20 protein-coding genes are annotated in these 24681 nt (G+C 57.7%); 7 read left to right on the top strand and 13 right to left on the bottom strand.

Features of this window, described 5'->3' with window-relative positions; all coding sequences use genetic code 11:
• Positions 1–150: 150 nt before the first annotated feature.
• The 3 genes from AAFM46_RS06615 to AAFM46_RS06605 all read left to right on the top strand — a co-directional run bounded on the left by AAFM46_RS06615 (position 151) and on the right by AAFM46_RS06605 (position 4055).
• On the top strand, positions 151–1386 hold the full coding sequence (locus AAFM46_RS06615; protein WP_343320095.1) for an acetyl-CoA C-acyltransferase: 1236 nt from the start codon (positions 151–153) through the stop codon (positions 1384–1386).
• Positions 1383–3518 (top strand): 3-hydroxyacyl-CoA dehydrogenase NAD-binding domain-containing protein, encoded by a 2136-nt coding sequence (locus tag AAFM46_RS06610; protein ID WP_343320094.1) that lies wholly within the window; start codon positions 1383–1385, stop codon positions 3516–3518. The genes AAFM46_RS06615 and AAFM46_RS06610 overlap by 4 nt, the downstream gene beginning before the upstream one ends.
• 84 nt (positions 3519–3602) lie before the next feature.
• Positions 3603–4055, top strand: a complete 453-nt coding sequence (locus tag AAFM46_RS06605; protein WP_283531498.1) for a Rieske (2Fe-2S) protein — start codon at positions 3603–3605, stop codon at positions 4053–4055.
• 10 nt (positions 4056–4065) lie between these two features.
• On the opposite strand, the gene AAFM46_RS06600 is transcribed toward AAFM46_RS06605, so the two are convergent.
• From AAFM46_RS06600 to AAFM46_RS06565, 8 genes are all read right to left on the bottom strand, one after another.
• Positions 4066–5055 (bottom strand): aldo/keto reductase, encoded by a 990-nt coding sequence (locus AAFM46_RS06600; protein WP_283531499.1) that lies wholly within the window; start codon positions 5053–5055, stop codon positions 4066–4068.
• A 161-nt stretch (positions 5056–5216) separates the two neighbouring features.
• Positions 5217–5912 (bottom strand): hypothetical protein, encoded by a 696-nt coding sequence (locus AAFM46_RS06595; RefSeq protein WP_343320093.1) that lies wholly within the window; start codon positions 5910–5912, stop codon positions 5217–5219.
• Positions 5909–6493 (bottom strand): DUF402 domain-containing protein, encoded by a 585-nt coding sequence (locus AAFM46_RS06590; protein ID WP_343320396.1) that lies wholly within the window; start codon positions 6491–6493, stop codon positions 5909–5911. The genes AAFM46_RS06595 and AAFM46_RS06590 overlap by 4 nt, the downstream gene beginning before the upstream one ends.
• Positions 6493–8484 carry a 1-deoxy-D-xylulose-5-phosphate synthase gene (gene dxs / locus AAFM46_RS06585; protein ID WP_283531500.1) on the bottom strand — a complete coding sequence of 664 codons (1992 nt, stop codon included), beginning with the start codon at positions 8482–8484 and terminating at the stop codon, positions 6493–6495. Before dxs ends, AAFM46_RS06590 begins: the two co-directional genes overlap by 1 nt.
• A gap of 406 nt (positions 8485–8890) precedes the next feature.
• Positions 8891–11734, bottom strand: coding sequence for an aconitate hydratase (locus AAFM46_RS06580; RefSeq protein ID WP_343320092.1), 2844 nt, complete (start codon positions 11732–11734; stop codon positions 8891–8893).
• A gap of 68 nt (positions 11735–11802) precedes the next feature.
• The gene (locus AAFM46_RS06575; RefSeq protein WP_343320091.1) at positions 11803–14340 is read right to left on the bottom strand and encodes an HAD-IC family P-type ATPase; all 2538 of its coding nucleotides are present in this window, start codon (positions 14338–14340) and stop codon (positions 11803–11805) included.
• An 8-nt stretch (positions 14341–14348) separates the two neighbouring features.
• Positions 14349–15812 carry a TRAM domain-containing protein gene (locus tag AAFM46_RS06570; protein ID WP_283531503.1) on the bottom strand — a complete coding sequence of 488 codons (1464 nt, stop codon included), beginning with the start codon at positions 15810–15812 and terminating at the stop codon, positions 14349–14351.
• A gap of 5 nt (positions 15813–15817) precedes the next feature.
• Positions 15818–17788 carry an APC family permease gene (locus AAFM46_RS06565; RefSeq protein ID WP_283531505.1) on the bottom strand — a complete coding sequence of 657 codons (1971 nt, stop codon included), beginning with the start codon at positions 17786–17788 and terminating at the stop codon, positions 15818–15820.
• Between the two features lie 342 nt (positions 17789–18130).
• Here AAFM46_RS06565 and AAFM46_RS06560 point away from each other — a divergent pair, with 342 nt between their 5' ends.
• Positions 18131–18802, top strand: a complete 672-nt coding sequence (locus AAFM46_RS06560) for a TrkA family potassium uptake protein (protein ID WP_283531506.1) — start codon at positions 18131–18133, stop codon at positions 18800–18802.
• 1 nt (position 18803) lies between these two features.
• Entirely contained in the window at positions 18804–19487 is a 684-nt protein-coding gene (locus AAFM46_RS06555; protein WP_283531507.1) for a TrkA family potassium uptake protein, read from the top strand.
• Positions 19488–19532: 45 nt separating this feature from the next.
• On the opposite strand, the gene AAFM46_RS06550 is transcribed toward AAFM46_RS06555, so the two are convergent.
• The 4 genes from AAFM46_RS06550 to dut form a co-directional block, all read right to left on the bottom strand.
• A complete protein-coding gene (locus AAFM46_RS06550; RefSeq protein ID WP_343320394.1) occupies positions 19533–20183 on the bottom strand; it encodes a DUF3159 domain-containing protein in 651 nt (216 codons plus the stop codon).
• A 66-nt stretch (positions 20184–20249) separates the two neighbouring features.
• A complete protein-coding gene (locus AAFM46_RS06545) occupies positions 20250–20579 on the bottom strand; it encodes a hypothetical protein (protein ID WP_343320089.1) in 330 nt (109 codons plus the stop codon).
• A gap of 11 nt (positions 20580–20590) precedes the next feature.
• The gene (locus AAFM46_RS06540) at positions 20591–21376 is read right to left on the bottom strand and encodes a DUF3710 domain-containing protein (RefSeq protein WP_283531509.1); all 786 of its coding nucleotides are present in this window, start codon (positions 21374–21376) and stop codon (positions 20591–20593) included.
• A 68-nt stretch (positions 21377–21444) separates the two neighbouring features.
• Positions 21445–21987, bottom strand: a complete 543-nt coding sequence (gene dut, locus AAFM46_RS06535) for a dUTP diphosphatase (protein ID WP_283531510.1) — start codon at positions 21985–21987, stop codon at positions 21445–21447.
• Between the two features lie 105 nt (positions 21988–22092).
• On the opposite strand from dut, the gene AAFM46_RS06530 reads away from it, so the two are divergent.
• Positions 22093–22611, top strand: a complete 519-nt coding sequence (locus tag AAFM46_RS06530) for a DUF3093 domain-containing protein (protein ID WP_283531511.1) — start codon at positions 22093–22095, stop codon at positions 22609–22611.
• A gap of 22 nt (positions 22612–22633) precedes the next feature.
• On the opposite strand, the gene AAFM46_RS06525 is transcribed toward AAFM46_RS06530, so the two are convergent.
• Positions 22634–22939 carry a DUF4193 family protein gene (locus tag AAFM46_RS06525; RefSeq protein ID WP_343320088.1) on the bottom strand — a complete coding sequence of 102 codons (306 nt, stop codon included), beginning with the start codon at positions 22937–22939 and terminating at the stop codon, positions 22634–22636.
• A gap of 304 nt (positions 22940–23243) precedes the next feature.
• Between AAFM46_RS06525 and sepH the strand changes: the two genes are divergently transcribed.
• On the top strand, positions 23244–24662 hold the full coding sequence (gene sepH / locus AAFM46_RS06520; protein WP_343320087.1) for a septation protein SepH: 1419 nt from the start codon (positions 23244–23246) through the stop codon (positions 24660–24662).
• Positions 24663–24681 lie beyond the last annotated feature (19 nt).

Here is a 24681-nt window from a genome sequence, read left to right as displayed (position 1 = left end):
CCCGGTGGGGTTGAGGTTGGAGATAATGACGCCTCTACGACTGACATTATTGACCTCTAAGTTACCCACTAGTAACATGAGGCATAACACAGTCGTTCCCTGATAGCTTGGGTTGAATGGCACCAGTTGTTTGTACCCGAGGAGCAAAATATGAGCCAAAATCGGCAAATTAGAGACGTCGTCTTTGTTGACGGAGTACGCACACCGTTTGGACGGGCCGGGGAAAAAGGCATCTACGCCAATACCCGCGCCGATGACCTGGTGGTCAAATGTATCCGCGACCTCATGCGCCGCAATCCTGGATTGCCGGCTGAACGCATTGACGAAGTTGCCATCGCCGCCACCACACAGACGGGCGATCAGGGCCTGACGATTGGCCGGACTGCAGCGCTGCTGGCCGGACTTCCCCAGTCAGTGCCAGGGTTCGCCATCGATCGGATGTGCGCTGGCGCCATGACTGCTGTCACCACAACAGCCTCCGCCATCGGGTTTGGCGCGTACGAGGTAGTGATCGCCGGAGGAGTAGAGCACATGGGCCACCACCCAATGGGCAAGGACTCTGACCCGAACCCGCGCTTCATGTCCGAACGCATCGTTGACCCGGCAGCCCTAAACATGGGCAACACAGCCGAGAACCTCCACGACAGATTCCCGTCCATCACCAAAGACCGCACGGATGCCTACGCCGTCGCCAGCCAAAACAAGCTGGCCGCCGCGTATGAGCGGGGCCAGATCCAGCCAGATTTGGTGCCCGTCGCGACCCTCAAACCGGGAGCTGGCTGGAACATCAACACAGTTGATGAGCCTCCTCGCCCCGGCACAACTCTTGAGAATCTCGCAGAGCTGCGGACGCCCTTCCGCGCCCACGGCCGCGTCAGCGCCGGTAACGCAGCAGGCCTGAACGACGGCGCAACCGCCGCAATCTTGGCGTCCTCAGAAGCCGCTGCAGAGCTGGGTTTGAGCGTTAAAATGCGTCTTGTCACGTACGCTTTCGCTGGTGTAGCACCTGAAGTCATGGGAATCGGTCCCGTCCCCGCCACGGAAAAAGCGCTGAAACTTGCAGGATTGACGATCGAGGACATTGGCCTCTTTGAGATAAACGAAGCTTTTGCCGTTCAAGTCCTGTCCTTCCTTGAGCACTACGGGATCGCAGACGATGACCCACGAGTGAACCGCTATGGCGGCGCCATAGCGGTGGGGCACCCCTTGGCCTCATCCGGAGTCCGGCTGATGAATCAGCTGGCCCGGCAATTCCAGGAAGATCATTCTGTGCAATACGGGCTCACCACCATGTGCGTTGGGCTAGGCATGGGAGCCACAGTTATTTGGGAAAACCCGCACTTCACCACAGCAACAGTCACAAACACCGAGGGGAGCGCAGCATGAGCGCCCGAGACTTCAACAAGCTTGCAGTGCTGTTCCCAGACGAGGTAGTAACCCACTCCTACGTTCAAGACATTGCCTTGCCGTGCGTGGACGGTGCGCCAAGCGCAGGAACGTTCGCCCTCATCACCCTAGATAACGGCCTCGATCACCGCCGCCCCAGCACACTTGGGCCGAACACTCTTATTGAATTTGGTGTGACATTGGAGGTCCAGCGTGAGCGTGCGGCCAAAGGCGAAATTGCTGGAGTTGGTGTAACCGGCAAACCATTCTTCCTCGCAGCAGGGGCCGACCTCTCAGCTGTCAAGGAACTCAAGGATAAAGAAGCCGGTCGATGGATGGCCCAGCTGGGTCATGACGTGTACTCCACGTTGAACAACTTGGGTGTGCCCAGCTTTGTGTTCATCAACGGTCTAGCTCTGGGCGGTGGGCTTGAAATTGGGCTCAACGCCAACTACCGCACAGTCTCCACCGGAGCTGGCGCCTTGGCACTGCCGGAAGCTTTCCTTGGCTTGGTACCTGGCTGGGGCGGGGTCTACCTACTCCCCCGGCTCATCGGACCAGCCAACGCCGTGAAGGTCATGCTTGAAAACGCTTTGAGTAACAACCGCACCCTCAGCGGTCCTGCTGCTTTCAAACTCGGCATCGCAGATGCCTTGTTTGAGCCCGCGGATTTCTTAGAACAGTCACTCAACTGGGCCGCCCGCGTACTAGCCGGCGCCGAAGACGTCAGCCGGCCCAACGCGGTGAGCGAACCGCTGAGCGAGGAAAACAGCGCAGCGTGGGATGCCGCCGTCGAACATGCAAAAGCTTTTGTGGAAGCCAAGACCTCCAATGCTGCCCCGGCACCGGCGAAGGTCATTGAGTTACTGGAAAAGGGTAAGCATTTCACCAAGGCGCAGTCTTTTGCTGCCGAGGATGAAGCGCTGGCGGAGCTTATGGGGACCCCGCAGTTCAAGGACACCGTCTACGCTTTCCTTGACTTGGTGCAAAAGCGTGCCAAACGTCCGGCAGGTGCTCCGGATCCCAAGCTGGCCCGTGCCATCACGAAGGTGGGTGTTGTTGGTGCTGGACTGATGGCCGGTCAGTTCGCGCTGCTGTTCGCCCGTCAGCTTAAGGTTCCGGTAGTCATGTCTGATATTGATCAGGCGCGCGTGGACAAGGGTGTGGGGTACGTACACGGTGAGGTGGACAAGCTCCTCGCCAAGGGCCGGATCAGTCCCGACGCAGCTAACCGTACCAAGGCGCTGGTGACGGGTTCAGTGTCCAAGGAAGTGTTCGCCGACGCCGATTTTGTTATCGAAGCGGTGTTTGAGGAACTCAACGTTAAGAAACAGGTGTTTGCTGAGGTGGAGGCGATCGTCTCTCCCGAATGTATTCTTGCCACCAACACGTCCTCGTTGTCAGTGACAGCCATGGCTGAGGACCTCAAACACCCGCAGCGGCTTGTTGGTTTCCACTTTTTCAATCCCGTGGCAGTGATGCCATTGCTGGAGATTGTCCGCGCACCCAAGACGGACGACGCCGTACTGGCCACCGCATTTGCCACGGCCAAGGCGCTGCGTAAGTCTGCTGTGCTGGTCAAGGATGCACCCGCCTTTGTGGTGAACCGCGTTCTGCTTCGGCTCATGGCCGAGGTGTCCAAGGCCTTCGATGAGGGTACCGATGCGCACACGGCAGATAATGCACTGCGTCCCATGGGCCTGCCGATGTCCCCGTTCACCCTCCTGGCAATGGTGGGAATCCCCGTGGCACAGCATGTCACACAGTCCCTGCACGCGGCTTTCGGTGACCGTTACCACCTCTCAGCCAACCAGCAGAAGCTCATCGAGGCTGGCAAAAAAGGGCTGTGGGAGAAAGCGGCCGATGGCAGCCTCTCTATTCCTGCTGACACCATGGCTCTGCTGAGCTTTGGCAACTCCCCCATCACGGGTGAGGAACTGCTGCGCCGAACTCAGGACGCACTGGCGCAAGAGATTGGCCTCATGCTCAAGGAAGAAGTTGTGGCCGGAGCCCAAGACATTGACCTCTGCATGATTCTCGGAGCAGGCTGGCCCATGCATCTAGGCGGCATCACGCCCTATCTGGACCGAGTAGGTGCCTCCCAGCGAGTCAACGGTCAGCTCTTCCACTAAGCGCACTGGTGCACTGCAGCCTTGGAACACCAGGCTGCAGTGCACGTTTCGCTTTCCTACTGCCACTGCTGAGATAATATTCTCATGAGCATAGATCCTTCACTATCCCGCCGCGCAGCACTTCTCGCGGGCACGGCAGCCTCTGGTACAGCATGCGCACTTGCTCTGGCAGGGTGTGCTCCGTCCGCCAACAATCTGCGCGACAAGGGGAAAGGCCCAGCTGAAATACCCAGCACTGGAACCCCATATCAAGTTGGCAAGCTCTCCGAGCTCCCTGTGGGTGGCACAGCAGCAGGCACGGCCAACGACGTTGAGGTCATGCTATTTCGTTCCGATGAAACCACCGTCTTGGCGTACACCGACATCTGTACCCATGCAGGCTGCAAGGTGTCCCCTGATGGAGAAAACTTCAAATGTCCGTGCCACGGCACAGTGTTCAACGGCAGCGACGGAACGGTACAGTCTGGTCCAGCCAAAGAGCCACTGCCGCGCTATGCAGCAGCCATAGACGGTGAGTGGATCACAGTTTCTCTTTAGCAGCGTGGCTTCAGAAGAGTGCTACTTTCGAGGTTTTCGGAAAGATCTTATCCAACTCGACGAGATCTTCGGCACTGGGTTTCCAGGACGCCGCCTTAGCGTTCTCACGCACCTGCTCTGCTTTCGTGGCGCCTGCAATCACGCTGGAAACCGCCGGCTGTGCCGCTAGCCAGCTGAAAGCCACTTGTACTTCAGTCAATCCGCGTTCAGCTGCAAAGGTGCCAAAATCCTTCAGCTGTTGGAGGTCCGCGCCGGAGAGCATATGTTGGCGGGTGTAGGTGAGCCGACTCCCCTGGGGTGCTTGACCCGAACTGTATTTACCTGTGAGCATCCCGTTTGCCAACGGAAAATAGGGGATCACGCCCAGACCGAACGCGTCAGCTGCGGGGAGAACCTCCAGCTCGGCTCGGCGGTCCATCAGGTTGTAGTGGTTTTGGCTGGCCGTGAAACGGTTCCCACCGGATATCCTGGCCGTGAATTCTGCCTCTGCAATCTGCCATCCGGCCATATTTGAATGCCCCAGGTACAGGACTTTGCCTGCCTGCACCAGATCATCCAAGGCCGCCAGAGTCTCATCGATGGGCGTGTACGTATCCGGGGAATGGTAATAGTAGAGGTCAATGTAGTCGGTATTCAACCGTCGCAAAGATGCCTCGAGCGCCTGTTTAATATATTTTCTGGAGCCGCGACGGTCCCAATCCACACCGTTGGCATTACCGGCAGGCAGACCAAACTTGGTGGCGAGCACAATATTTTCCCGCTCACTACCCAAAGATTTGGCTAGGATGCTCTCGCTTTGTCCGGGATGCGATCCGTAAATATCAGCAACATCAAATAATGTGATCCCTTCCTCCAACGCTGCATGGACGACGGCGTCACTGCCCTCCTGCGTTTCCGTCACCGACCCCGCCCGGCCCAAGTTATTACAGCCTAGGCCTACGGTGGAGACTGTTAATCCGGAACGGCCCAACTGGCGGTATTCAATGTGGTTCTGCGTCATACTTCAACAATAGCCAATGCCACAGCTCTGCCCCACCAGCCCTCCCTTAGCTCGATGACGCTCGCTCACCGTTTAGTGAGCGAGCGCCGGAAGAAAGGGGACGTGAAGTGCGCGAGCGCCGGAAGAAAGGGGACGTGAAGTGAGCGAGCGTTGATCGGGGGCTAGAGGCTAAATGCTGTCCCACCCGTGGCGCTGTGTTTGGCCCGCAGAGCGCTGGGATCATCAATAGGGCCTGTTGCCACCGTTAACTTCGTGAAGTCAAGCTTTTCCTCACGGATGCACACTTTGATGTTGGCAACCGCTCGGGCAGCATCGGGGGCCGCTATGTAGATATTTAGCTTACCGAGCCCGTGCCCTGCAGCAGTAAATTCTATTTTTTCCAGCACACCACTGCCACGCCAGGCCAAGTGCGGAGTCAAGGTGTCCTTAACTCGCTTAGCCAAATGTTTATCGCGATCAGAGACACGATCGCTCTTCAAAGCGAACTGGGCTACCACGAGCGTTTGTTCCTCACGGCTAAGCAGTGCGTAGCCGTCCTCTTCACATTGTGCAGCAAATGCGGCGAGCATCGCCTCGGCTTCCTCCACCGACTTCACGAGAACATCCTTGGACGTACTGATGTGCCCCACAGTGCCGTGGTTAACCACAAAAAACACTTCGGATACTTCAGCTGCATCGTTAGCAATCTCACCGTCATCGTTTCCTCCGGCATCAACCCAGGCTTCACGGAAAACAAGTATACCGGCGTCGTCCTTCTTGTACATGCGCACAATGTTCGGATCTAGCCCGGCCAATACGGTTTGATTGCCCTGCTCTGTCATGCTTGGCTCTGTCATGCTTTGTTCTGTGCCATTCATGGCGATGTCCTTCCTACGGCGAACCAGGCCGCAGCGCGGCCGTCGAATGGTGCGTTTCCAGCCGCTACAGCCGTGCGTAACGCAGAACAAGCTGTCTCTACGCGTAGACACAGCTCCTCTGGATACGCCAGGGTCACGCGATGATCGGCAAATTCATCTTGATCGTCAATATAAAGTCCGCGGTCCCTGGTTCGGATGACGTCAAGATCCATATCGATCATGTGGAATTCTACAACACCGTCCCGGATGCGATGCCACCCCATTTCCACTGCCAAATCTATGTAGAGTTCCACTCCGGCAGGGTGGGAATCATCAAAAAAGGTGGCAACCCAGTCACCAGTGTGCGGTATCAGTAAAATGGCATCCGACTCGGTATAAAGCGCCGCTCCTGGCCTGGAAATGAACTCACCAGTTCCTTGAAAAACCCAGTGCCCGTGCTCGTCGGAGCCCAAATGATGCCCTGGCACGACCCAGTGGGCGGAACCGTCGTATTTCCGGTTCCTGGCAACAATAATGTCTCCCGGGACCGGCATATCTCGTGATTGGGCCACTAGCCCAGGGAGAGTTTCACTCACAAACATCACAGAACAGGCATCTGCCCCGTGCGCGGAGCCGGCTGCCCTGGCAGCGAACGGGCAAAGGGAACCTTCGTTCCCAGGACCTGATCAACTACATCCTGAGCCACACGCTGAGCTGTCAAACCAACCCGCTCCAGTACCTGGGCGCGAGAGCCATGGTCCAGGAATTCCACCGGCAGTCCAACCTCATTCAGCGCCGTATCAATGCCAGCGGCACGAAGTTCTTGGCGGATACGTGAGCCAACCCCACCTACACGCACGCCATCTTCAACCACAATGACAATCCGGTGCTGGGATGCCAAGGCCACGATTGAATGCGGTACCGGCAACACCCACCGAGGGTCAACAACAGTGGAGGTGATGCCTTGATCGCCGATGCGTTGAGCCACTTCAAGGCAGAGCTCACTCATGGCACCCACGCTGACAATAAGCACGTCCATTTGCGGGTCCGTACCTGCACTTGGCATGTCATGGTGCGTTCGTTTCAGGACGTCTACACCGTCGCGGAGCCGTTCGAGAGCTACAACCTCCGGGCCCACTTTGCCTTTGGAATAGCGCACAACCGTTGGGGCATCAGAGATTACGACTGCTTCACGCAGTTCCTCGCGTAGCCGCTCAGCATCGCGTGGGGCTGCAAGGTGCAGGCCGGGAACAATTTGAAGCATTGAAAGATCCCACATACCGTGGTGGCTTGCACCGTCAGGACCAGTCACACCTGCCCGGTCCAAAACGATAGTGACCCCTGCTTTATGCAGGGCCACATCCATCAAGAGCTGATCGAAGGCCCGGTTGAGGAAGGTCGCGTAAATGGCGATTACAGGATGCAGACCACCGAAGGCCATACCTGCGGCCATCGTCAGCGCATGTTGTTCGGCTATGCCTACGTCAATGACACGGTCCGGAAACTGTTCAGCAAATTTGGCTAGCCCCACGGGAAGAAGCATGGCACCGGTGACTGCCACGATGTCAGATCTCTCCTGAGCAATTTTGGCGATCTCATCCCCAAACACTGCTGTCCAGGACTCACCGCTAGGCGCTTCAACAGATGCGCCGGTCTCGGGATTAATAACTCCCACGGCATGAAACTGGTCATTGATGTCCGCGCGGGCGGGCGCGTAGCCCCGTCCTTTCTCAGTGAAAGCATGGACAATCACAGGACCGCCATAGTTCTTCGCAGCCGTCAGAGCAGCTTCCATGGCCTTCTCATCGTGACCGTCAACAGGGCCAACATATTTCATTCCCAGATCATCAAAAAGACCCTGCGGGGCCCACCAGTCTTTGACACCTTCTTTGGCTGCATGCAAGCTCTTGTACACTAACCGGCCTGCGGCATTGCCGTCCTGCAGTCGTTTTTTTCCCCACGACATGGAGGCTTCATATTTTTTGTGGGTCCGCACATGATCGATCGCTGGACGCAGCGAAGCCAAATAGTCGGCTACTCCGCCCACAGTGGGTGCGTAGGAGCGACCGTTGTCGTTGACAACAATAATCAGCTTGCGATTCTTATCGGCAGCTATGTTGTTGATTGCTTCCCAGGTCATACCACCGGTTAGAGCGCCGTCACCAATAACAGCCACTACATAGCGGTCGTTTTCACCGTTAAGCTGACGGGCCCGGGCTATGCCGTCGGCCCAGGAAAGGGAGGAAGATGCGTGCGAGCTTTCAACAATGTCATGCTCAGATTCAGCTCGATCTGGGTAGCCGGAGAGGCCACCTTGCTGGCGCAGAGTGGAGAAATCTTGGCGGCCGGTGACAAGTTTATGCACATAGGACTGATGGCCGGTGTCAAAAACGATGCTGTCACGGGGCGAGTCGAAAACTCTATGGATCGCCAACGTGAGCTCCACAACACCCAGATTTGGTCCTAGATGTCCCCCTGTTTGGGACACGTTCTCGATCAGGAAGTCTCGGACTTCCTGGGCAAGGGTTTCCATCTGGGTTTCACTGAGCTTACTCAGGTCACGCGGATGCTTAATGGTTTCTAAAAGTCCCAACTGGTACCTCCTTGGGTCCACGTTCAACGTCTAAGGATATCGCGTCCAGTGTGCAGACGCGCGCAGACCGAGCATTTTTGCCGGACTTTATTGACGCTATTTCGGCTCTTAGGTCCCGAACGTGGTCCGAAACAGCGCAAACCGGGCCAGAAGGCACATTAAAGCTGAAAGGCGAGCACCCGGTTTTTCGAGTGCTCGCCTTACGGCTTTCTCACCAATCCCTGCCCCGAAGAGAGGGCTTGACGGCCCACAAGCCCGCGGGCCCCGAGTTCAAGACGCGCCAGCGGCTTGGACTGGGGAGGACCTTGACGGCCCCCAACGCCGCTCTTAGAACAGCTGGGCCCACAAGCCCGCGGGCCCCAAGTTCAAGACGCGCCAGCGGCTTGGACTGGGGAGGGCTTGGGGATTACGAGGCTGCTGAGATCTGGCGCAGCACGTACTGCAGGATGCCACCGTTGCGGTAGTAGTCTGCTTCACCGGGGGTATCGATGCGCAAAACGGCATCGAAGCTCACGGTGGTGCCGTCTTGCGCAACTGCCGTGACCTTGAGGGTCTTGGGCGTGGTGCCGTTGTTCAGCTCGATGACTCCGTCAACAGAGAACGTCTCGGTGCCTTTTAAGCCCAAGGTCTCCGCATTTTGACCCGCTGGGTACTGCAGCGGAAGAACGCCCATTCCGATGAGGTTGGAGCGGTGGATGCGCTCATAGCTCTCGGCAACAACAGCTTTAACACCCAGCAGTGCGGTGCCCTTGGCAGCCCAGTCACGTGAGGAGCCTGAACCATATTCTTTGCCTGCCAAGACCACGAGCGGTGTGCCGGCAGCCTCGTAGTTTACGGAAGCGTCGTAGACGAATGCCTGCGGTCCGCCCTCCTGGGAGAAGTCGCGGGTGAATCCACCTTCAACGTTGTCCAGGAGCTGGTTGCGGATACGGATGTTCGCGAAGGTGCCGCGAATCATGACCTCGTGGTTTCCACGGCGTGAACCGTAGGAGTTGAAGTCTTTACGCTCCACACCGTTGGCCAGAAGGTACTGTCCGGCCGGGGTGTCCGACTTAAAGGATCCAGCGGGGCTGATGTGGTCGGTGGTGACGGAATCGCCGAGTTTGAGCAGTACGCGCGCACCGGCGATGTTCTCCACAGGATCAGCCGCAGCCTTCATACCATCAAAGTATGGGGGCTTGCGAACGTAGGTGGATTTGGGATCCCATTCGAAGGTGTTGCCCTCAGGGGTTTCCAGTGCCTTCCAGCGATCGTCGCCATCGAAGATGGTTGCATAGGAGTTCGTGAACATCTCACGGTCAATCGAGGCATCCATGACTTCCTGGACCTCAACCGGGTTGGGCCAGATGTCCTTCAGGAACACGTCATTGCCTGCATCGTCCTGGCCCAGAGCGTCTACTTCGAAGTCGAAGTCCATGGTGCCAGCCAGGGCGTAGGCGATGACCAATGGCGGTGACGCCAAGTAGTTCATCTTCACGTCCGGGTTAATACGGCCTTCAAAGTTACGGTTTCCGGAAAGAACAGCGGCAACGGAAAGGTCGTTCTCGGCGATGGCCGCTGAGATTTCGGAGTCCAACGGACCGGAGTTGCCGATACAGGTGGCGCAACCGTATCCAACGGTGAAGAAACCGAGCTTCTCAAGGTACGGTACCAGACCGGACTTTTCGTAGTAGTCCGTGACAACTTTCGATCCTGGAGCTACAGAAGTCTTTACCCACGGCTTGGACATCAGGCCTTTGTTGACAGCGTTGCGGGCCAAAACGGCCGCAGCGAGCATCACCGAAGGGTTGGAGGTGTTGGTGCAAGAAGTGATCGAGGCGATCGACACTGCACCGTGGTCAAGCTCAAAATTGACCCCTGATTCATTTTTGACGTGAATTGGGTTTGAGTGACGGCCCTTGGCGCCCGCAGCAGCGGATACCAGCGTGCGATCAGTGTCTTCCTGATGCCCACCCGGGTGTGTGAAGGACGGGGCGTCCGAGGCCGGGAAGGTCTCTTCTAGCGACTCGTCAATCGTGTTACCTGCCGCATCAACATCACCGGCAACGTAGTTCTTCAGGTCAGAGCGGAACTGTGACTTGGCGTTGGTCAGTTCAATGCGGTCCTGCGGACGCTTAGGACCGGAGATCGAGGGAACCACTGTGGAGAGGTCCAGCTCGAGGTACTCGGAGAACTGAATCTCAACTGACGGATCGTGCCAGAGGCCCTGCTCCTTGGCATAAGCCTCAACTAGTGCAACCTGCTCGTCACTGCGACCTGTCAAGCGCAAGTAATCAATAGTGACGTCATCGATCGGGAACATGGCCGCCGTGGAGCCGAACTCCGGGCTCATGTTACCGATGGTTGCACGGTTAGCCAGGGGCACACCGGCAACACCTTCGCCGTAGAACTCAACGAACTTGCCAACAACGCCGTGCTTGCGCAACTGCTCGGTGATGGTCAGAACAACGTCTGTTGCTGTGGCCCCTGCCGGGATGGTACCTGTCAGCTTGAAGCCCACAACGCGTGGGATCAACATGGAGACGGGCTGGCCAAGCATGGCTGCTTCTGCCTCGATGCCGCCAACGCCCCAGCCAAGCACACCCAGGCCATTGACCATAGTGGTATGCGAGTCGGTGCCGACAAGGGTGTCGGGGTAGGCGCGCAGCACCGGCGCTTCCCCGTTAACGGAGACCTCACGGGTCATAACGGTGCGTGCCAGGTACTCAATGTTGACCTGGTGCACAATTCCCATGCCCGGGGGGACAACTTTGAAGTCCTCAAAAGCGCTCTGGCCCCACCGCAGGAACTGGTAACGCTCATGGTTGCGCTGGTATTCGATGTCCATGTTGCGCTCAATGGCCCCTGAGTTGCCAAAGACGTCAATCTGCACTGAGTGGTCAATGACCATCTCGGCGGGAGCCAAGGGGTTAACGCGGGTGGGATCCCCACCGAGTTCCTTGACGGCCTCACGCATGGTGGCCAAGTCAACGATGCAGGGAACTCCAGTGAAGTCCTGCATGATGACACGGGCCGGGGTGAACTGAATTTCAGTGTTGGGCTCCGACGTCGGATCCCATTGTGCCAACGCTCGCACGTGGTCGGCTGTAATATTTGCACCATCTTCGGTGCGCAGAAGGTTCTCCAGCAATACCTTGAGGCTGAACGGAAGGCTCTTGGCGCCTTCTACCGAGTTCAGTCGGAAAATCTCGTAATCGGTTCCGGCTACATTAAGTACGCCCTTGGAACCAAAACTGTCCACATTAGTCATCGATGGACTCCTCTCGCCACTGCTTTTATCTTGGTCACGCAGGGACACGGATTCCAGTTAGGCACGCCTTACTCGCGTTCGGATACTGCGCCCCGTTTTTTGAGAAAACGGTAAAGCAGCTCGATCGCCAAGCACCCTGCGACAGTTACGCCTATAGTAACCGCTAACAGGCCTCCGCTTGGGATATCGAGCGCAAAGAACTTGCGGGCGAACGGTACCGCCATCACTAATGACAGACCTGCGACCATGGCGGCAACCAGCAGCGCACGCCATTTATCGAAGGGCCGAGCCAAAGCTCCAAGCACCCACAGTGCCACCAGCAGCACTGTCATAGTCGCAGCGGTTTGTGCTTCACGAACTGCGAATTCTTCACCCAACGGGTTTGTCGGGAAGGCCATAGCATAGGAATAAACCGCCATGATGCAGGCCGCAATGATGGTACCGGAGGGGATCGCGAACATTAAAGTTCTACGTAAGAATCCAGGTTGATAGCGGCGGGCATTGGGTAACAAAGCCAAGAAAAACGCGGGGATGCCGATTGTCATGGAGCTCACAATGGAGAGCTGTCGAGGCAGGAACGGGTAGCGCCACATGATGATCCCAATGGCGATGGAAATGAGAATCGCATAGGTGGTTTTAGTGAGGAATAAATTTGCCACGCGCTCAACATTGGCAATAACACGGCGCCCCTCGGCTACCACCGAGGGTAGGTGCGAGAACTGGCCATCAAGTAGGACAAGTCGCGAGACAGCCTTGGTGGCCGCCGCGCCGCTGCCCATGGCGATGCCAATGTCGGCATGCTTGAGGGCAAGAGCATCATTGACGCCGTCGCCTGTCATGGCAACAACGTGGCCACGACTTTGCAAGGCAAGGACAATGGCTTTCTTTTGCTCTGGAGAAACCCGGCCCAACACACTTTCTCGCTCAAGAACCTCGGCCATGGCCTCAGGATCGTCAGGCAGAGTGCGTGCGTCATATCCATCACCGCTGAAATCGAAGCCCACATCCCTAGCCACCGCAGCCACAGTGCGCGGGTTGTCACCAGAAATAATTTTCAGTGCCACACCCTGCTCGCGGAAGAACTCCAACGTCTCGCCCGCATCGGGGCGCACCTTTTCTCGAAACACGAGAAGCGCCACCGAGCTGAGGCCCGCAAGGGAAAAGTCGCCATCACTTTGTGTTGCCCTGTGTGCCAGTACCACAGCTCGCAGGCCGCCCCCTGACGCCTCATGTGCGGCTTCCAACGCCTCAGGGTGGGTTCCTGCCGCCAGAACTACTTCGGGGGCACCCAGAACCCATTCACCGGTGAGCGCGCCTGGGCCAAACGTGGCAGCACTGAATTTGCGGGCACTGCTGAAGTGAACTTGCCCTGTTGGTTCCTCTGTGGGTCTCTGGGTGTAGTGAGCCGCCAGGGCTGTGGCCGTACTGTTGGCATTGGGGTGGGCTCCTTGCCAGGCCAGGACCTGCTCCCAGCCGGCAACGGGATCAAACACTGTTGTCTCAGCCAGTTCCATCCGGCCTTCGGTAAGCGTCCCGGTCTTATCCAGGCAAAACATGTCAACGCGGGCAAGTCCCTCCACTGCGGGTAATTCCTGTACCAGCACCTGAGCTCGGGCCAAGGTGACAGCCGCCATCCCAAACGAGATGCTCGTGAGCAGTACCAAGCCTTCGGGGATCATGGCGACGATGCTGGCCACGGCGCTAACCACTGCAACGCGCCACTGCCCCGAAGCGATGGCTGCCGCCCAGCCGCCATGAGCGCTCATCTGGCCATTGATCACCAACACAATGATCGGTATCAACGCCCATGCAATGTACAAAATGATGCGGTTAATTGAGTTGCGGATCTCTGAATTCACCAGAGAGAAACGCCGGGCTTCCGCCGTGAGCGCCGAAGCATAAGATTCAGCACCCACCCGGTGCACCCTCGCGGTGCCATAGCCAGCCACCACGGCCGCCCCGGACAAGGCCAGATCCGCTGGCACTTTTACCACGGGCTCAGACTCCCCCGTCAGCAAGGACTCATCAACTTCCAACGCATCGGAGGCCAACACCATGGCATCAGCCGGGACTTGGTCTCCGGTGCGCAGCAGCAAGACATCATCTTGTACAACGTCGGCAACGGCAATTTCGCACTCGTGTCCATCACGGAGCACCCGGGCTTTGGGCGTATTGAGCACCGCAAGCCTGTCAAGAGTTCGTTTTGCCCGGTACTCCTGAATCACACCAATGGCGGAGTTGGCGATCACAATGAAACCAAACAACGCATCCCGGGGGTCACCAACCACAAGCACAAGCACCAGACAAGTACCCAGCACAGTGTTGAAGAGCGTGAATACGTTTGCCCGGACAATGGCCCAAATGCTGCGACTGCTTTCATGCGCCAAGGCATTGGTCAGTTCTGCTGTGCGACGCTCGTGCACCTGCGCTGCACTTAGGCCCGAGCGTTCCAGGGCCACCTCATCCACCGGTGCCAGCTTGGCCCGTGCGGATTCCATGGCCGAGCGGCGATGGTCATCGCGCCGCTCGGCCAGCACTGTGCCTTTGGGTTTGTTGCGGGTCAAATCACGTCTGGGTGGGCGGACCTGTGCTGCACTCTGATTCAAGGGCATTCCTAGTCCGTGCTGGATGCTTCCGCAGCGGGTGTTGGCGTGCCCGGAACGAGGATGGCTACCGTTTCCACATGGTGCGTGTGCGGGTACAGGTCAAAGGCACGCAATTTTTCAATCTGCCAGCCGGCGTTGGCGAAGTACTTCACGTCTCTGGCGAACGCTGCCGGGTCGCAGGATACGTAAGCAATGGCCGACGGCGATGTGGCCACCAGCGCCCGCACTACAGCTTTTCCTGCTCCCGCTCGGGGCGGATCAAGCACGACGGCGTTAAAGCGGCGCCGCTGTCCGGCTGCGGTTTGAGAGGAGCGAGAGGCGGTGCCAAGAATTTTTTCCACCCGCCCTTGCAGGATTTCAACCTGCTCGCTTGCATGCAGGTTCTTGCGCGCGTCACGGCTGGTTCCCATGGAACCTTCCACCGACAGGACACTGCCTTCGGGGCCTACAGCATCAGCCAGCGGTGCTGTGAACAGCCCGGCCCCTGCGTAGAGATCCGCCACGTCAGCGCCATCGTTCAGATGACCGCCTTGCAAAAGTGCGCCCAGGACTGCGTCGGTCAAAACTTTTGGGGCGTTGCGGTGGATCTGCCAGAAGCCATCACCGGTAACCCGGAATTCATGGTCATCAGTAGTCTCTTTGACCCAACCGCGGCCGTTGATCACCTCTATGGCACTGTTTTCAGGATTCCAGCGCGCCACCGACGGCGGTGTTTCCAGCGCTGCCAGAACACGGGCCACGCGTTTAACTGCGGCACCGGAGGCTTTATCGCTCAGACCAAAAACGGGTGCCAAGAGAACCAAAACACCCGAGTTGTTTGCAGGAGCCGCAACTTCCACACGCTCAATACCCGTGAAGTCGATCTCCCACAGGCGCAGCGCATTCACAGCCGGCACTGCGAGGGGCATTTCCTGGATGGGCACGATGGTGTGCGAGCGGTGGGCGTGCATGCCCAGCTTTCCTGATGGCGTCACGGCAAAGCCAACACGGGTGCGCCAATCAAGTCCGGCCCGCTCTGACTGTGTGCCCTTCTGATCAACGTCTTCAACTCCGGCACCAAAGAGGGCATCAAGTCTCTGCGCGGGCACCCCGCCTAAGCGTTCAAGCTGCTCGCGGACAACCGCGGTCTTCATTTTAAGTTGGCCAGCGCGAGTTATGTGCCCAAATTCGGCGCCGCCCACTGGTGCTGTGTGGCGGGTTGCCGTCTTCAGCGAATCAGCTTCGTCCCAGAAATGCTCCACACGCTCTGGGGATGCTTCCACGACGCCAGTGACATCGGCACGCCAGAACTTGGCGTCGTCCTCGTGCTCCGTGAGAGAAATTTCCACTGTTTCCCCAGGGATGGCATGGCGAACAAAAATGACGCGGCCGTCATGTCGGGCAACGCAGTGCCCGCCGTGTGCAACAGGCCCCACGCTCACAACGAGGCGGGGGGTGGCGCCGGGACGGGAGATGCTGATTGGCTCGTTCATATGCTCTATTCCTGGTATTTCTTCGCGTCAGTGGAGGACTTTAGCTGCCAAGGTACACTGGCAACCACTACTCCGGGTTCAAAATGCAGCCGCGTCTTAATGCGCAGGGCCGTCTGGTTGTGCACCAGCTGCTCCCACCATTTGCCCACCACGTATTCCGGGATGTACACCACAATCAAGTCACGTGGGGAGTCCCTACGCATAGCCTTGATGTGGTTGATCAGCGGTGTCAACGTTTCCCTGTACGGACTCGCTAACACAGTCAACGGTACCGGGATGCTCAGCCTCTCCCAATCCGCAAGGGTTTGCTGCGTCTCTGCTGAGTCCAGATCAACTGTGATTGCTTCCAGCGTTGACGGCCGGGACGCCCGCGCAAAGGCGATGGCGCGCATAACTGGCTTGCGCACGTGGGAGACCAAGATCACGGCGTGGATGCGGGCAGGCAGAGCCTTGACAGCCGAATCGGTCTCCACGGCCAGTTCTTTTGCAACGTTGTCATAGTGGGAACGGATTCCCCACATGATGACGAAAAGCACTGCCATGGCGAGCAACGCAATCCAGGCTCCCTGCTCAAATTTAGTGACCAGCACAATCAGTAGCACCGTCAGGGTCATGCAGAAGCCCACCGTGTTGATGACCCGAGAACGCATCATGCGGAACCGTAAGGGCTTGTCCTTTACCTTGAGCAGTTCCCGGCTCCAGTGCCGCACCATCCCCAGCTGGCTTGCCGTGAAGGAGATAAATACTCCCACAATGTAGAGCTGGATCAGGCGGGTGACATCGGCGTCGAAGGCAATGATCAGCACCAAGGCTCCTGCCGCCAGCAACAGGACCCCGTTACTGAAAGCCAGCCGGTCTCCGCGGGTGCGCAGCTGGCGTGGCAAATAGCCATCTTTAGCCAAGATGGAGGCCAGCACTGGGAAGCCATTGAAGGCTGTGTTTGAGGCAAACACCAAGATGGTTCCGGTGGCGGCCACAATGATGAAAAACGGGATCGAACCCGCACCAAAAATTGTTGAGGCTATCTGACTAATCGACGGATTTTGTACGTAATCGGCAGGTGGCGCAACACCGTTGACAAGGAATTCGGTGTGCGGGTCAGCCACAATGTGTACACCCGTGGCGTTGGCAAGGAAAAGGATGCTTGCCATCATGCCGGCGGCGATGGCGCCCAGTAGCAGCAGGGTTGTGGCGGCATTCTTGCTCTTGGGTTTGCGGAAGTTCGGCACTCCGTTGCTGATGGCCTCAACACCTGTCAGCGCGGCCGCTCCAGAGGAGAACGCGCGCAGGAGTAGGAAAGCCCCTGCCAAGCCCACCAGACCCTGATTAAAGGCCGCCTCGGGAACAATCTCAAAGTCTGCCGACGGAGCCCGTCCCAAGTTCCCGGAAGCTGCCTGAAATATCCCGGCGGCTGTCATAGCGAAGATCGCGAACATGAAAATGTAGGTGGGCACAGCAAACACCGTGCCAGCTTCCTTGATGCCGCGCAGGTTCACAAGAGCCAAGATAATGACACCGACGACGGCGATCACAGCTTGGGCGCCATGCCAACCGGGAATGGCTGTGGCCAGGTAATTGGCTGCCGAAGACATGGACACTGCCACGGTCAGAACGTAGTCAACCATCAGGGCTGAAGCCACTGTCAACCCAGCACTCTTGCCCAGGTTCACCGTGGCAATCTCATAGTCGCCACCACCTGAGGGGTACGCATGCACGTTCTGGCGGTAGGAGGCCACCACTGTGAGCAGTACAACCATGACGGCCAGACCCACCCAAGGCGAAAGCGACACAGCTGCAACACCTGCCAGGGCCAGCGTCAGCAGGATCTCATCAGGAGCATAGGCCACTGACGACAAGGCATCTGAGGCGAAGACCGGCAAAGCGATACGTTTAGGCAGCAGCGTATGGGCAAGTTTGTCGGTACGGAACGGACGCCCCACTAGGACGCGCTTAAACGCGTTGAAGAAATTCAGCACGCGGGTAACGCTAGCACCACCGGGTCCTACACGTGTGGTGCACGGTTCTGAGGTGCGTTCTCGAGTGCTGCTTTCTGAACTGCGGCATGGACTGTGTTCGGCAGTGTGTGCTGGCGTGTGCTGGCGTGTGCTGGCCCGGAATGCAGCGCACGTGCCATTGCTGGGACGCCTCTTCTGCGTGGCACACTGGAGGCAAGCACTTTCAGGGCCCGCAATCGGTCACGACTTGACCTTTGGCACCTTGACAACGTCAAATTAGTACCCGCACCGCATGCCAAAGCATGCGGCACCAGTTGCGGCACCGGTGCTCTTGCCGCCGGGCCGGGAGGATGAGGAGCATCAGTGGCACATTTTGTGATCATGGGCTGCGGCCGTGTTGGCGCAACATTGGCTCACACCTTAGAGGACTCCGGACACTCGGTGGCAATTATTGACCAGGACGAGCGAGCCTTCAGGCGACTGCGTACTGGTTTTGGTGGGCGGAAGATCACCGGAGTGGGTTTCGATCAAGATACGTTGAAGCAGGCCGACATTGAACATGCGTATGCTTTCGCTGCTGTCTCCAGTGGGGACAACTCCAATATTCTTGCCACCAGGGTGGCACGCGAAACTTTCCATGTTGAGCACGTCGTTGCACGAATTTACGATCCCGGCCGAGCAGAAATCTACCAGCGTTTAGGTATCCCCACAGTGGCCGCAGTGCGTTGGAGTGCCGATCAGGTACTGCGACGCATCCTCCCCGAAACAGCTATCAAGGGAGACTTCCGGGAACCGTCGGGGCGTCTGCTCTTAAGCGAGCTCACTTTGCATCAGGGGTGGATTGGGCATCACATTTTGGATATTGAACGTGCTGCCCGCGTGCGGGTGGCTTACTTGACCCGTTTTGGTGAAGGCATGCTGCCGGGAGCAGATACAAGCTACCAACAAGGCGATATTGTGCACGCCATGATTGTCAGTGCGCAGTCAAGCGAAGTGACGCGAGTTCTCGCTGCCGCACCTGTAAAGGAGATTTAGCATGCTGGTAGTCATTGTCGGAGCAGGCAGTGTGGGTTGTTCAATTGCCAAGGAGTTGCTCTCCAACGGGCACGAAACGCTTCTGATCGACCCCAATCCGGAAGTTATCGGAAAGAGCGGTCTGCGCGGTGCCCGATGGCTGGTGGGTGATGCTTGTGAGATCAGTACATTACGTGAAGCAAAACTAGAAGAGGCCGATGTGGTTGTCTCAGCCACGGGTGATGACAAGGTCAATCTGGTGGTCTCACTGCTAGCGAAGTCAGAGTTTGGTGTAGGGCGCACAGTTGGCCGGGTGAACAATCCCAAGAATGACTGGATGTTTGATGACTCCTGGGGCGTGGACGTTGCTGTCAACACACCACGACTCATGACGGCCCTGGTTGAAGAGGCCGTTGAGATCGGTGATCTGATCCGCCTGCTGACTCTACAAGCTGGGGCGGCATCTTTGGTGGGATTCACGGTGCCTTCAGAAGCGCATGTCATTGGCCAAACAGTGGGCGTTATCGGCTGGCCGCAAGACGCAACACTCGTTGCTATTTTGCGTGACGAGGCACCTATCACACCCAGTCCTGATGACGTCATTGAGGCCGGTGACGAGCTCTTCTTCATCACAACAATTGCCGCGGAGCATAATTTGCGCAGTCTGCTCTGCCCCAACAAACCCCTTTCGGATAACCCCGTCTAGGGGAACTTCCCAGCCGTGCGCTCTCGGCTGGCCGGAGTATCCCAACTACAAGTTTTGGGGGTCTTCAGCCCTCTGGAGGTCCTGTACGGGACGGCTAACGAGCCAGGCAATCCACAGCCCGAAAGCATAAAGCGGCACACCCATAATCAGGCGCATAGCGCCCAATGCATCAACCTGCTCGCTCAGGTACAGCGGCAACTGCACCAGCAACCGGGCAGCCATGACACCCACCAGAATCCATGTGGCAACCCGGTAAGCACGCATCCGCTCAGGCTGGACCCGCCAGCGCACACCTTCGTTCCGGGCATATCCAAACAGTAATCCCAAGACGGGCCAACGCACAGCGATCGAGACAACCATGGCCAAAATATAGGCGGCATTGGTCAGGAACCCGATGAGATAAAAGTTCTCAGCTTTCCCTGTTTGCATCGCCAGAAACGCTGACAGCGCGACCCCGGCAATCCCGGCCAGCGCCTGGGTCAACGGTGTGCGCTGGATGAGCCGAAGAATCAAAAAAACCGCAGCCATGACAACGGAACCCACCAGGGCGATGCTCAGGTTTCGGGTGAGTGTGAACGCAACTAAGAAGACCAGCCCGGGCAGAATGCTCTCGGCAATGCCGCGTACTCCCCCGGCGGCGGCCAACAGGTCAATGTGACCATTTTCTTTGCGAACAAGAGGATTCTTGGCAGCCATTTCGTGGGCTATCTGAGAAAAATTTCCGTTGGGTTTTTCCGCAGGCACGTTTTCTTCGGGGCTCAATTAGCTCTCCTGGGTTCCAATGATCTCGTAACGAGGGTTGTACATGGTAGGTAGTCCATCACGGAGCGAGACCATGCCTTCTACGCGCAAGCGGGTGCCGGCAACGATGCCGGGCACCCGCCGTCGTCCAATCCAGACCAGTCGCAAACGATGGTTGCCATCATTGTGCGGGCCGCGGTGCCACTCCCTATCCGTGAGAATAGCCGTGTAAGACGGGGCCACCGATGCCGGTAAAATCGTGACGGCATCAATGGCCCCGGCGCACACTGCCCGGCCCCGCGGGGACAACTCGCTGATGGCCACGGGCTCATGCCAATCGCCTTGCTGCATGGCTCCCAAGGTTAACCTATCGCGGTAATTTCAGGGCCTCGACTAAACGGTTCCCCACCTTGGGCTGGCGCCCCTTGATCGGCAGCTACTCCACCTTCAGGGCCAGTAACCGCATCCTTGGGCAGGCGCAGCAGCAGCAAGTCTCGTGGTGGTAACGGCGTTTCGCCGCGAAGCACCACCACACCGCGGAACAAATCCTCTAGTTCAGCCGCAGCTTCCGCGTCAACAGCGGCGTTACCGCCCAACACACCGCGCAAGAACCACCGCGGGCCGTCAATGCCAATGAACCTAGCAACCCGGAAGCCCTTGCTGCCATCGGCACCCTGGGCTGGAACCTTGGCAAGAACTTCCTTGCCGAACGTGCCGTCAACAATCTCGATCTCGCCGCCTTGAGAGCCCACGGACAGGCCGATCTGCTCACGGATGTCACGCCACAGCTGTTCCGAGCGGGACGCTGCAAACGCCTGCAACTGCAAGCTTGAGCCATTGAGGTCAAGCGTTACAGCTATGACGCGTGAGGTGCTTTCCTCAACCTCCAGGCGCAAGGACAATCCTTCGCGTGGAGTGATCAAAAGCGCACCCAAGTCAACGTAGCCATCGGTGTTTTCTATCTCAGAATCATCCAAAGGACCATGGAGCGCGCGGTCGTAGACGGTATCTGCGGGATCTGGTGGCAGGCTCAACAAGGCTGAGCCTTGCGACACTGCGCCGGCGTCGTCAATATCAACACTGCCGCTTGTACTTGCAACTGGCTCATCTGAGCCGTTCTTCTTTTTCTTACCGAACCCAAAAGCCATGGGATTAAAAACTCCTTATAGATGATGAAACGGTAGGTGTTGGAGGCCATGTTTAGTCCGTGCAGTACTTAATCTTTGCCGTGCCCTGGTGTGGCGCCCGCAGGTGTAGGCGAAGAAAAACCGCCGGTGGAACCAAAGCCACCCGTTCCGCGCACCGAGTCAGGTAACTGATCCACCACAACGAACTCAGCGCATTCAACGCGCTGAATCACCATTTGCGCAATTCTATCGCCTCGGGACAAAGAGATGGAATGGCGGGAGTCGGTGTTCAGTAGCGTCACGGAAAGCTCACCGCGGTATCCGGCGTCAACTGTGCCGGGGCTATTGACAATGGTCAGGCCAGCCTTGGTCGCCAGACCGGAGCGCGGATGGATCAGCGCCACGAACCCAAACGGCAAGGCGATGCTCACCCCCGTGGGTACAAGTGCGCGCTCCCCCGGGGCCAACACAAGGTCAATACGTGTACGCAGGTCTGCTCCAGCATCGCCAGGGTGGGCGTAGCTGGGCGGTTCAATCCCGGCGTCGAGCATGCACAGCTGCACGCTCAGGGTTACTTGCCCATGCTCGGGAAGTTGATTCAGCGGATCTGCGGGAAAAGTCTGTTGGCTCACAACAGCACACTCTATCGCGAACCTTGGTTCAGTGCTTTCATAGCTTTCATACTCACCAGCAGGCCCCAAGGTGAAATGCTGGACAAAAGATGAAAAGCTGTTCCCATGTCAACACCATCGCCCCAGGGCGCAACGTCCCCCTCGACGGCCAACTACACCGAGAAGCTCTGGCCCAATTTTTGGGGATGGGTGATTGTGCTTGGTCTCTCAGGAGCTGGGATCCTGATTTTTATTCCCATCAGTCCCACCGCCGGCTACATCGCCTTTTTTGTTCTGCTCATAGCCCAGTCGGCACTGCTGATTGCTTCCACTCCCACCATTCGGGTGACTGATGAAACGTTACAAGTGGGCCGGGCACAGATTGAACGCCAGTACATTGGCGCAGTGAGCTACTACCACGGCGAGCAGGCAACCGAACAGCGCGGCATCAAGCTCAATGGGCTTGCCTACCTGTGTATTCGCGGCTGGATCGGACCTGTTGTGAAGATTGAAATCACCGACTCAACGGACAGGACCCCGTACTGGCTCACGTCCTCACGCAATCCTGAGCATTTGAGCGCAGCCCTGGGCGGGGCGGTGCACAAGAACGCTTCCACGATTGAGGATGCAAACCCGGATCTCTGACCGCCACTATGATTCCTTGCGGCTAGTTCTCGCAATCGCTGCAGTAACCCAGCGAGTTTGTTTCCCGCACCAGCTGGGAACGGTGGCGGACAAGAAAGCATGAACCGCAGGTAAATTCATCAACCTGTTCGCTGAGAATTTCCACGGCCAACTCATCAAGGGGCAATTGCCCGCCCGGCAGTTCATAGCCCTCGGCACGCTCAGTGTCCGCCAAGTCAATGAGCGCGTCCTTGAACACTCCTGGCACCTGTTTGCCAACAACATTGCTGGCAAGTGCAACCCCCGAAGACGTGGGTGCGGTTCGGGTGCGGTGATAGCCGGAACTCATTAGTTACATCCTTAAAATCGCTGCCTTACACGGGCGAGTTGTAATACTGCCAACACCATAAAGCGCAAACCACTGTGCTGCGGAATAGCGAGCGTCAAGTTCGCAACAGGCTTAAGCTAGGGGAACACAATGGTGCCCGCTTCGCTACTGCCCACACCTCCGTTCCGTGCTTCCCTGCCGGAGCAGAGTGAGAATAGCAACTTTTTCCAACCCATCTCACGCCACGCCTACGTGGGTAGTAGGAAAACGTGGGTATCGGTGGCAAAGTTTCGAAGTGAACTAGAAGACCTTTTGGGAGGACGGCATGGCTGATCTGCGGCTGGTGGGTGTCCACGACGACGGCGGACACTTGCTTCTCAGTGGTCCCGATGGAAATAACTACCTGCTTCCCCTTGATGAGGCACTGCGTACTGCTGTGGGCAAAACCCCGCATCGTTCAACCAGGACTGCCCAACCATCGGGAACCCGGATGTCACCACGGGAAATTCAATCCATGATTCGGGCCGGCTCCAACGCTGCCGAAGTTGTTGAGCAATCAGGCCTGAGCCTGGAACAGGTTCGCAGGTACGAGGGACCGGTTCTTGCTGAGCGCGAATACATCGCCAGCCAGGCTCGCAAAGTACAAGTTGGAACAGAGAGCCCCCACACCGAAGGCTACAAGTCAGCCTTCGGGAACAGTGCCGCAACGCTGGAGGAGATGGTCAGGCACCGCTTGACCGCTTTTGGTATTGATACTAAGTCACTGCGTTGGGACGCGTGGCGTGAACACGCAGGCGCCTGGACCATCAGCGCCACTTTTGAGCCCGGCACTCATTGGGCTGCGAACAGTATTGGTGAAGCTCCCCCGGCCTTATGGCGTTTCCATGCAAGCCGTAAAGACCTGCACAACGCTAACCGTTGGGCACAACAACTCAGTGAACTTGAGCCTCTTGACAGTCCCGTTCCGGAACGCCGGCTCAGCGCGGTTATAGACAAACCTTTTGATGTTGAAGCGGACACCGCTGGTGAAATTCCGAACGAAGCTGCAGCTGATGAGCAGCGTTCCGGTGATGGTGAGCAGGCAAGCGCGCACGAGGCACCTGAAGAAGATCAGTTCCCGGGCCGCGGCATTCTTGACATGCTCCGTTCACGCCGTGGCGTACGTTTGGGCCTGGATGAAGATGGTGACGACGAACTAGCAGCAATGCTCGGCACGCACGTACCAGGTGCCCACCCCCGTGATGAGTCTCTGTATGGCGCCGGGTCTGAGGAAACTGAGACCGAAGAGAACGCTGCTAACGAAGACCACAGCGATGCGGAACCCGCTGATCCGCAGAAGTCAGCAGGAGCCAGGGACCGGCTTCGTGGCATCCCTTTTTTGAAATTGGCTCCCCGTCTGGCCGATCACGACGAGCACCACTTGGATACGGTGGGCAGTGTTTCTGAAGTTTCCAGTGAAACTCGGGAAGTGGTTCTCTCTGGGGAGCCACTCACTGCTACTCCTGCCGCACCCAGCACGGCCAGGCCGGTGACAGAACCAGCTCCAGGGCCGGACGCTCCAGGGCCGGACAGCGACTCCAGCGGATCCAACAACCCCAATACGGACAGCAGCAATCCACACGATGACAACGGTCCAAGCGACAGTGAAGTAGCAGAGCGCCTGGAGCGGAAAGCAGCGGCCAAGCCCAAACGCTCAAGCGTGCCCAGCTGGGATGAAATAGTCTTCGGCACCAAAGGAGACTAATACTCGCCGCAGTCTCCAG

The organism is Arthrobacter sp. TMP15, assembly GCF_039529835.1.
Classification (GTDB): Bacteria; Actinomycetota; Actinomycetes; order Actinomycetales; family Micrococcaceae; genus Specibacter.
Note: the sequence above shows the minus strand (reverse complement) of the source record. Positions and strands in the feature narration are given on the sequence as shown.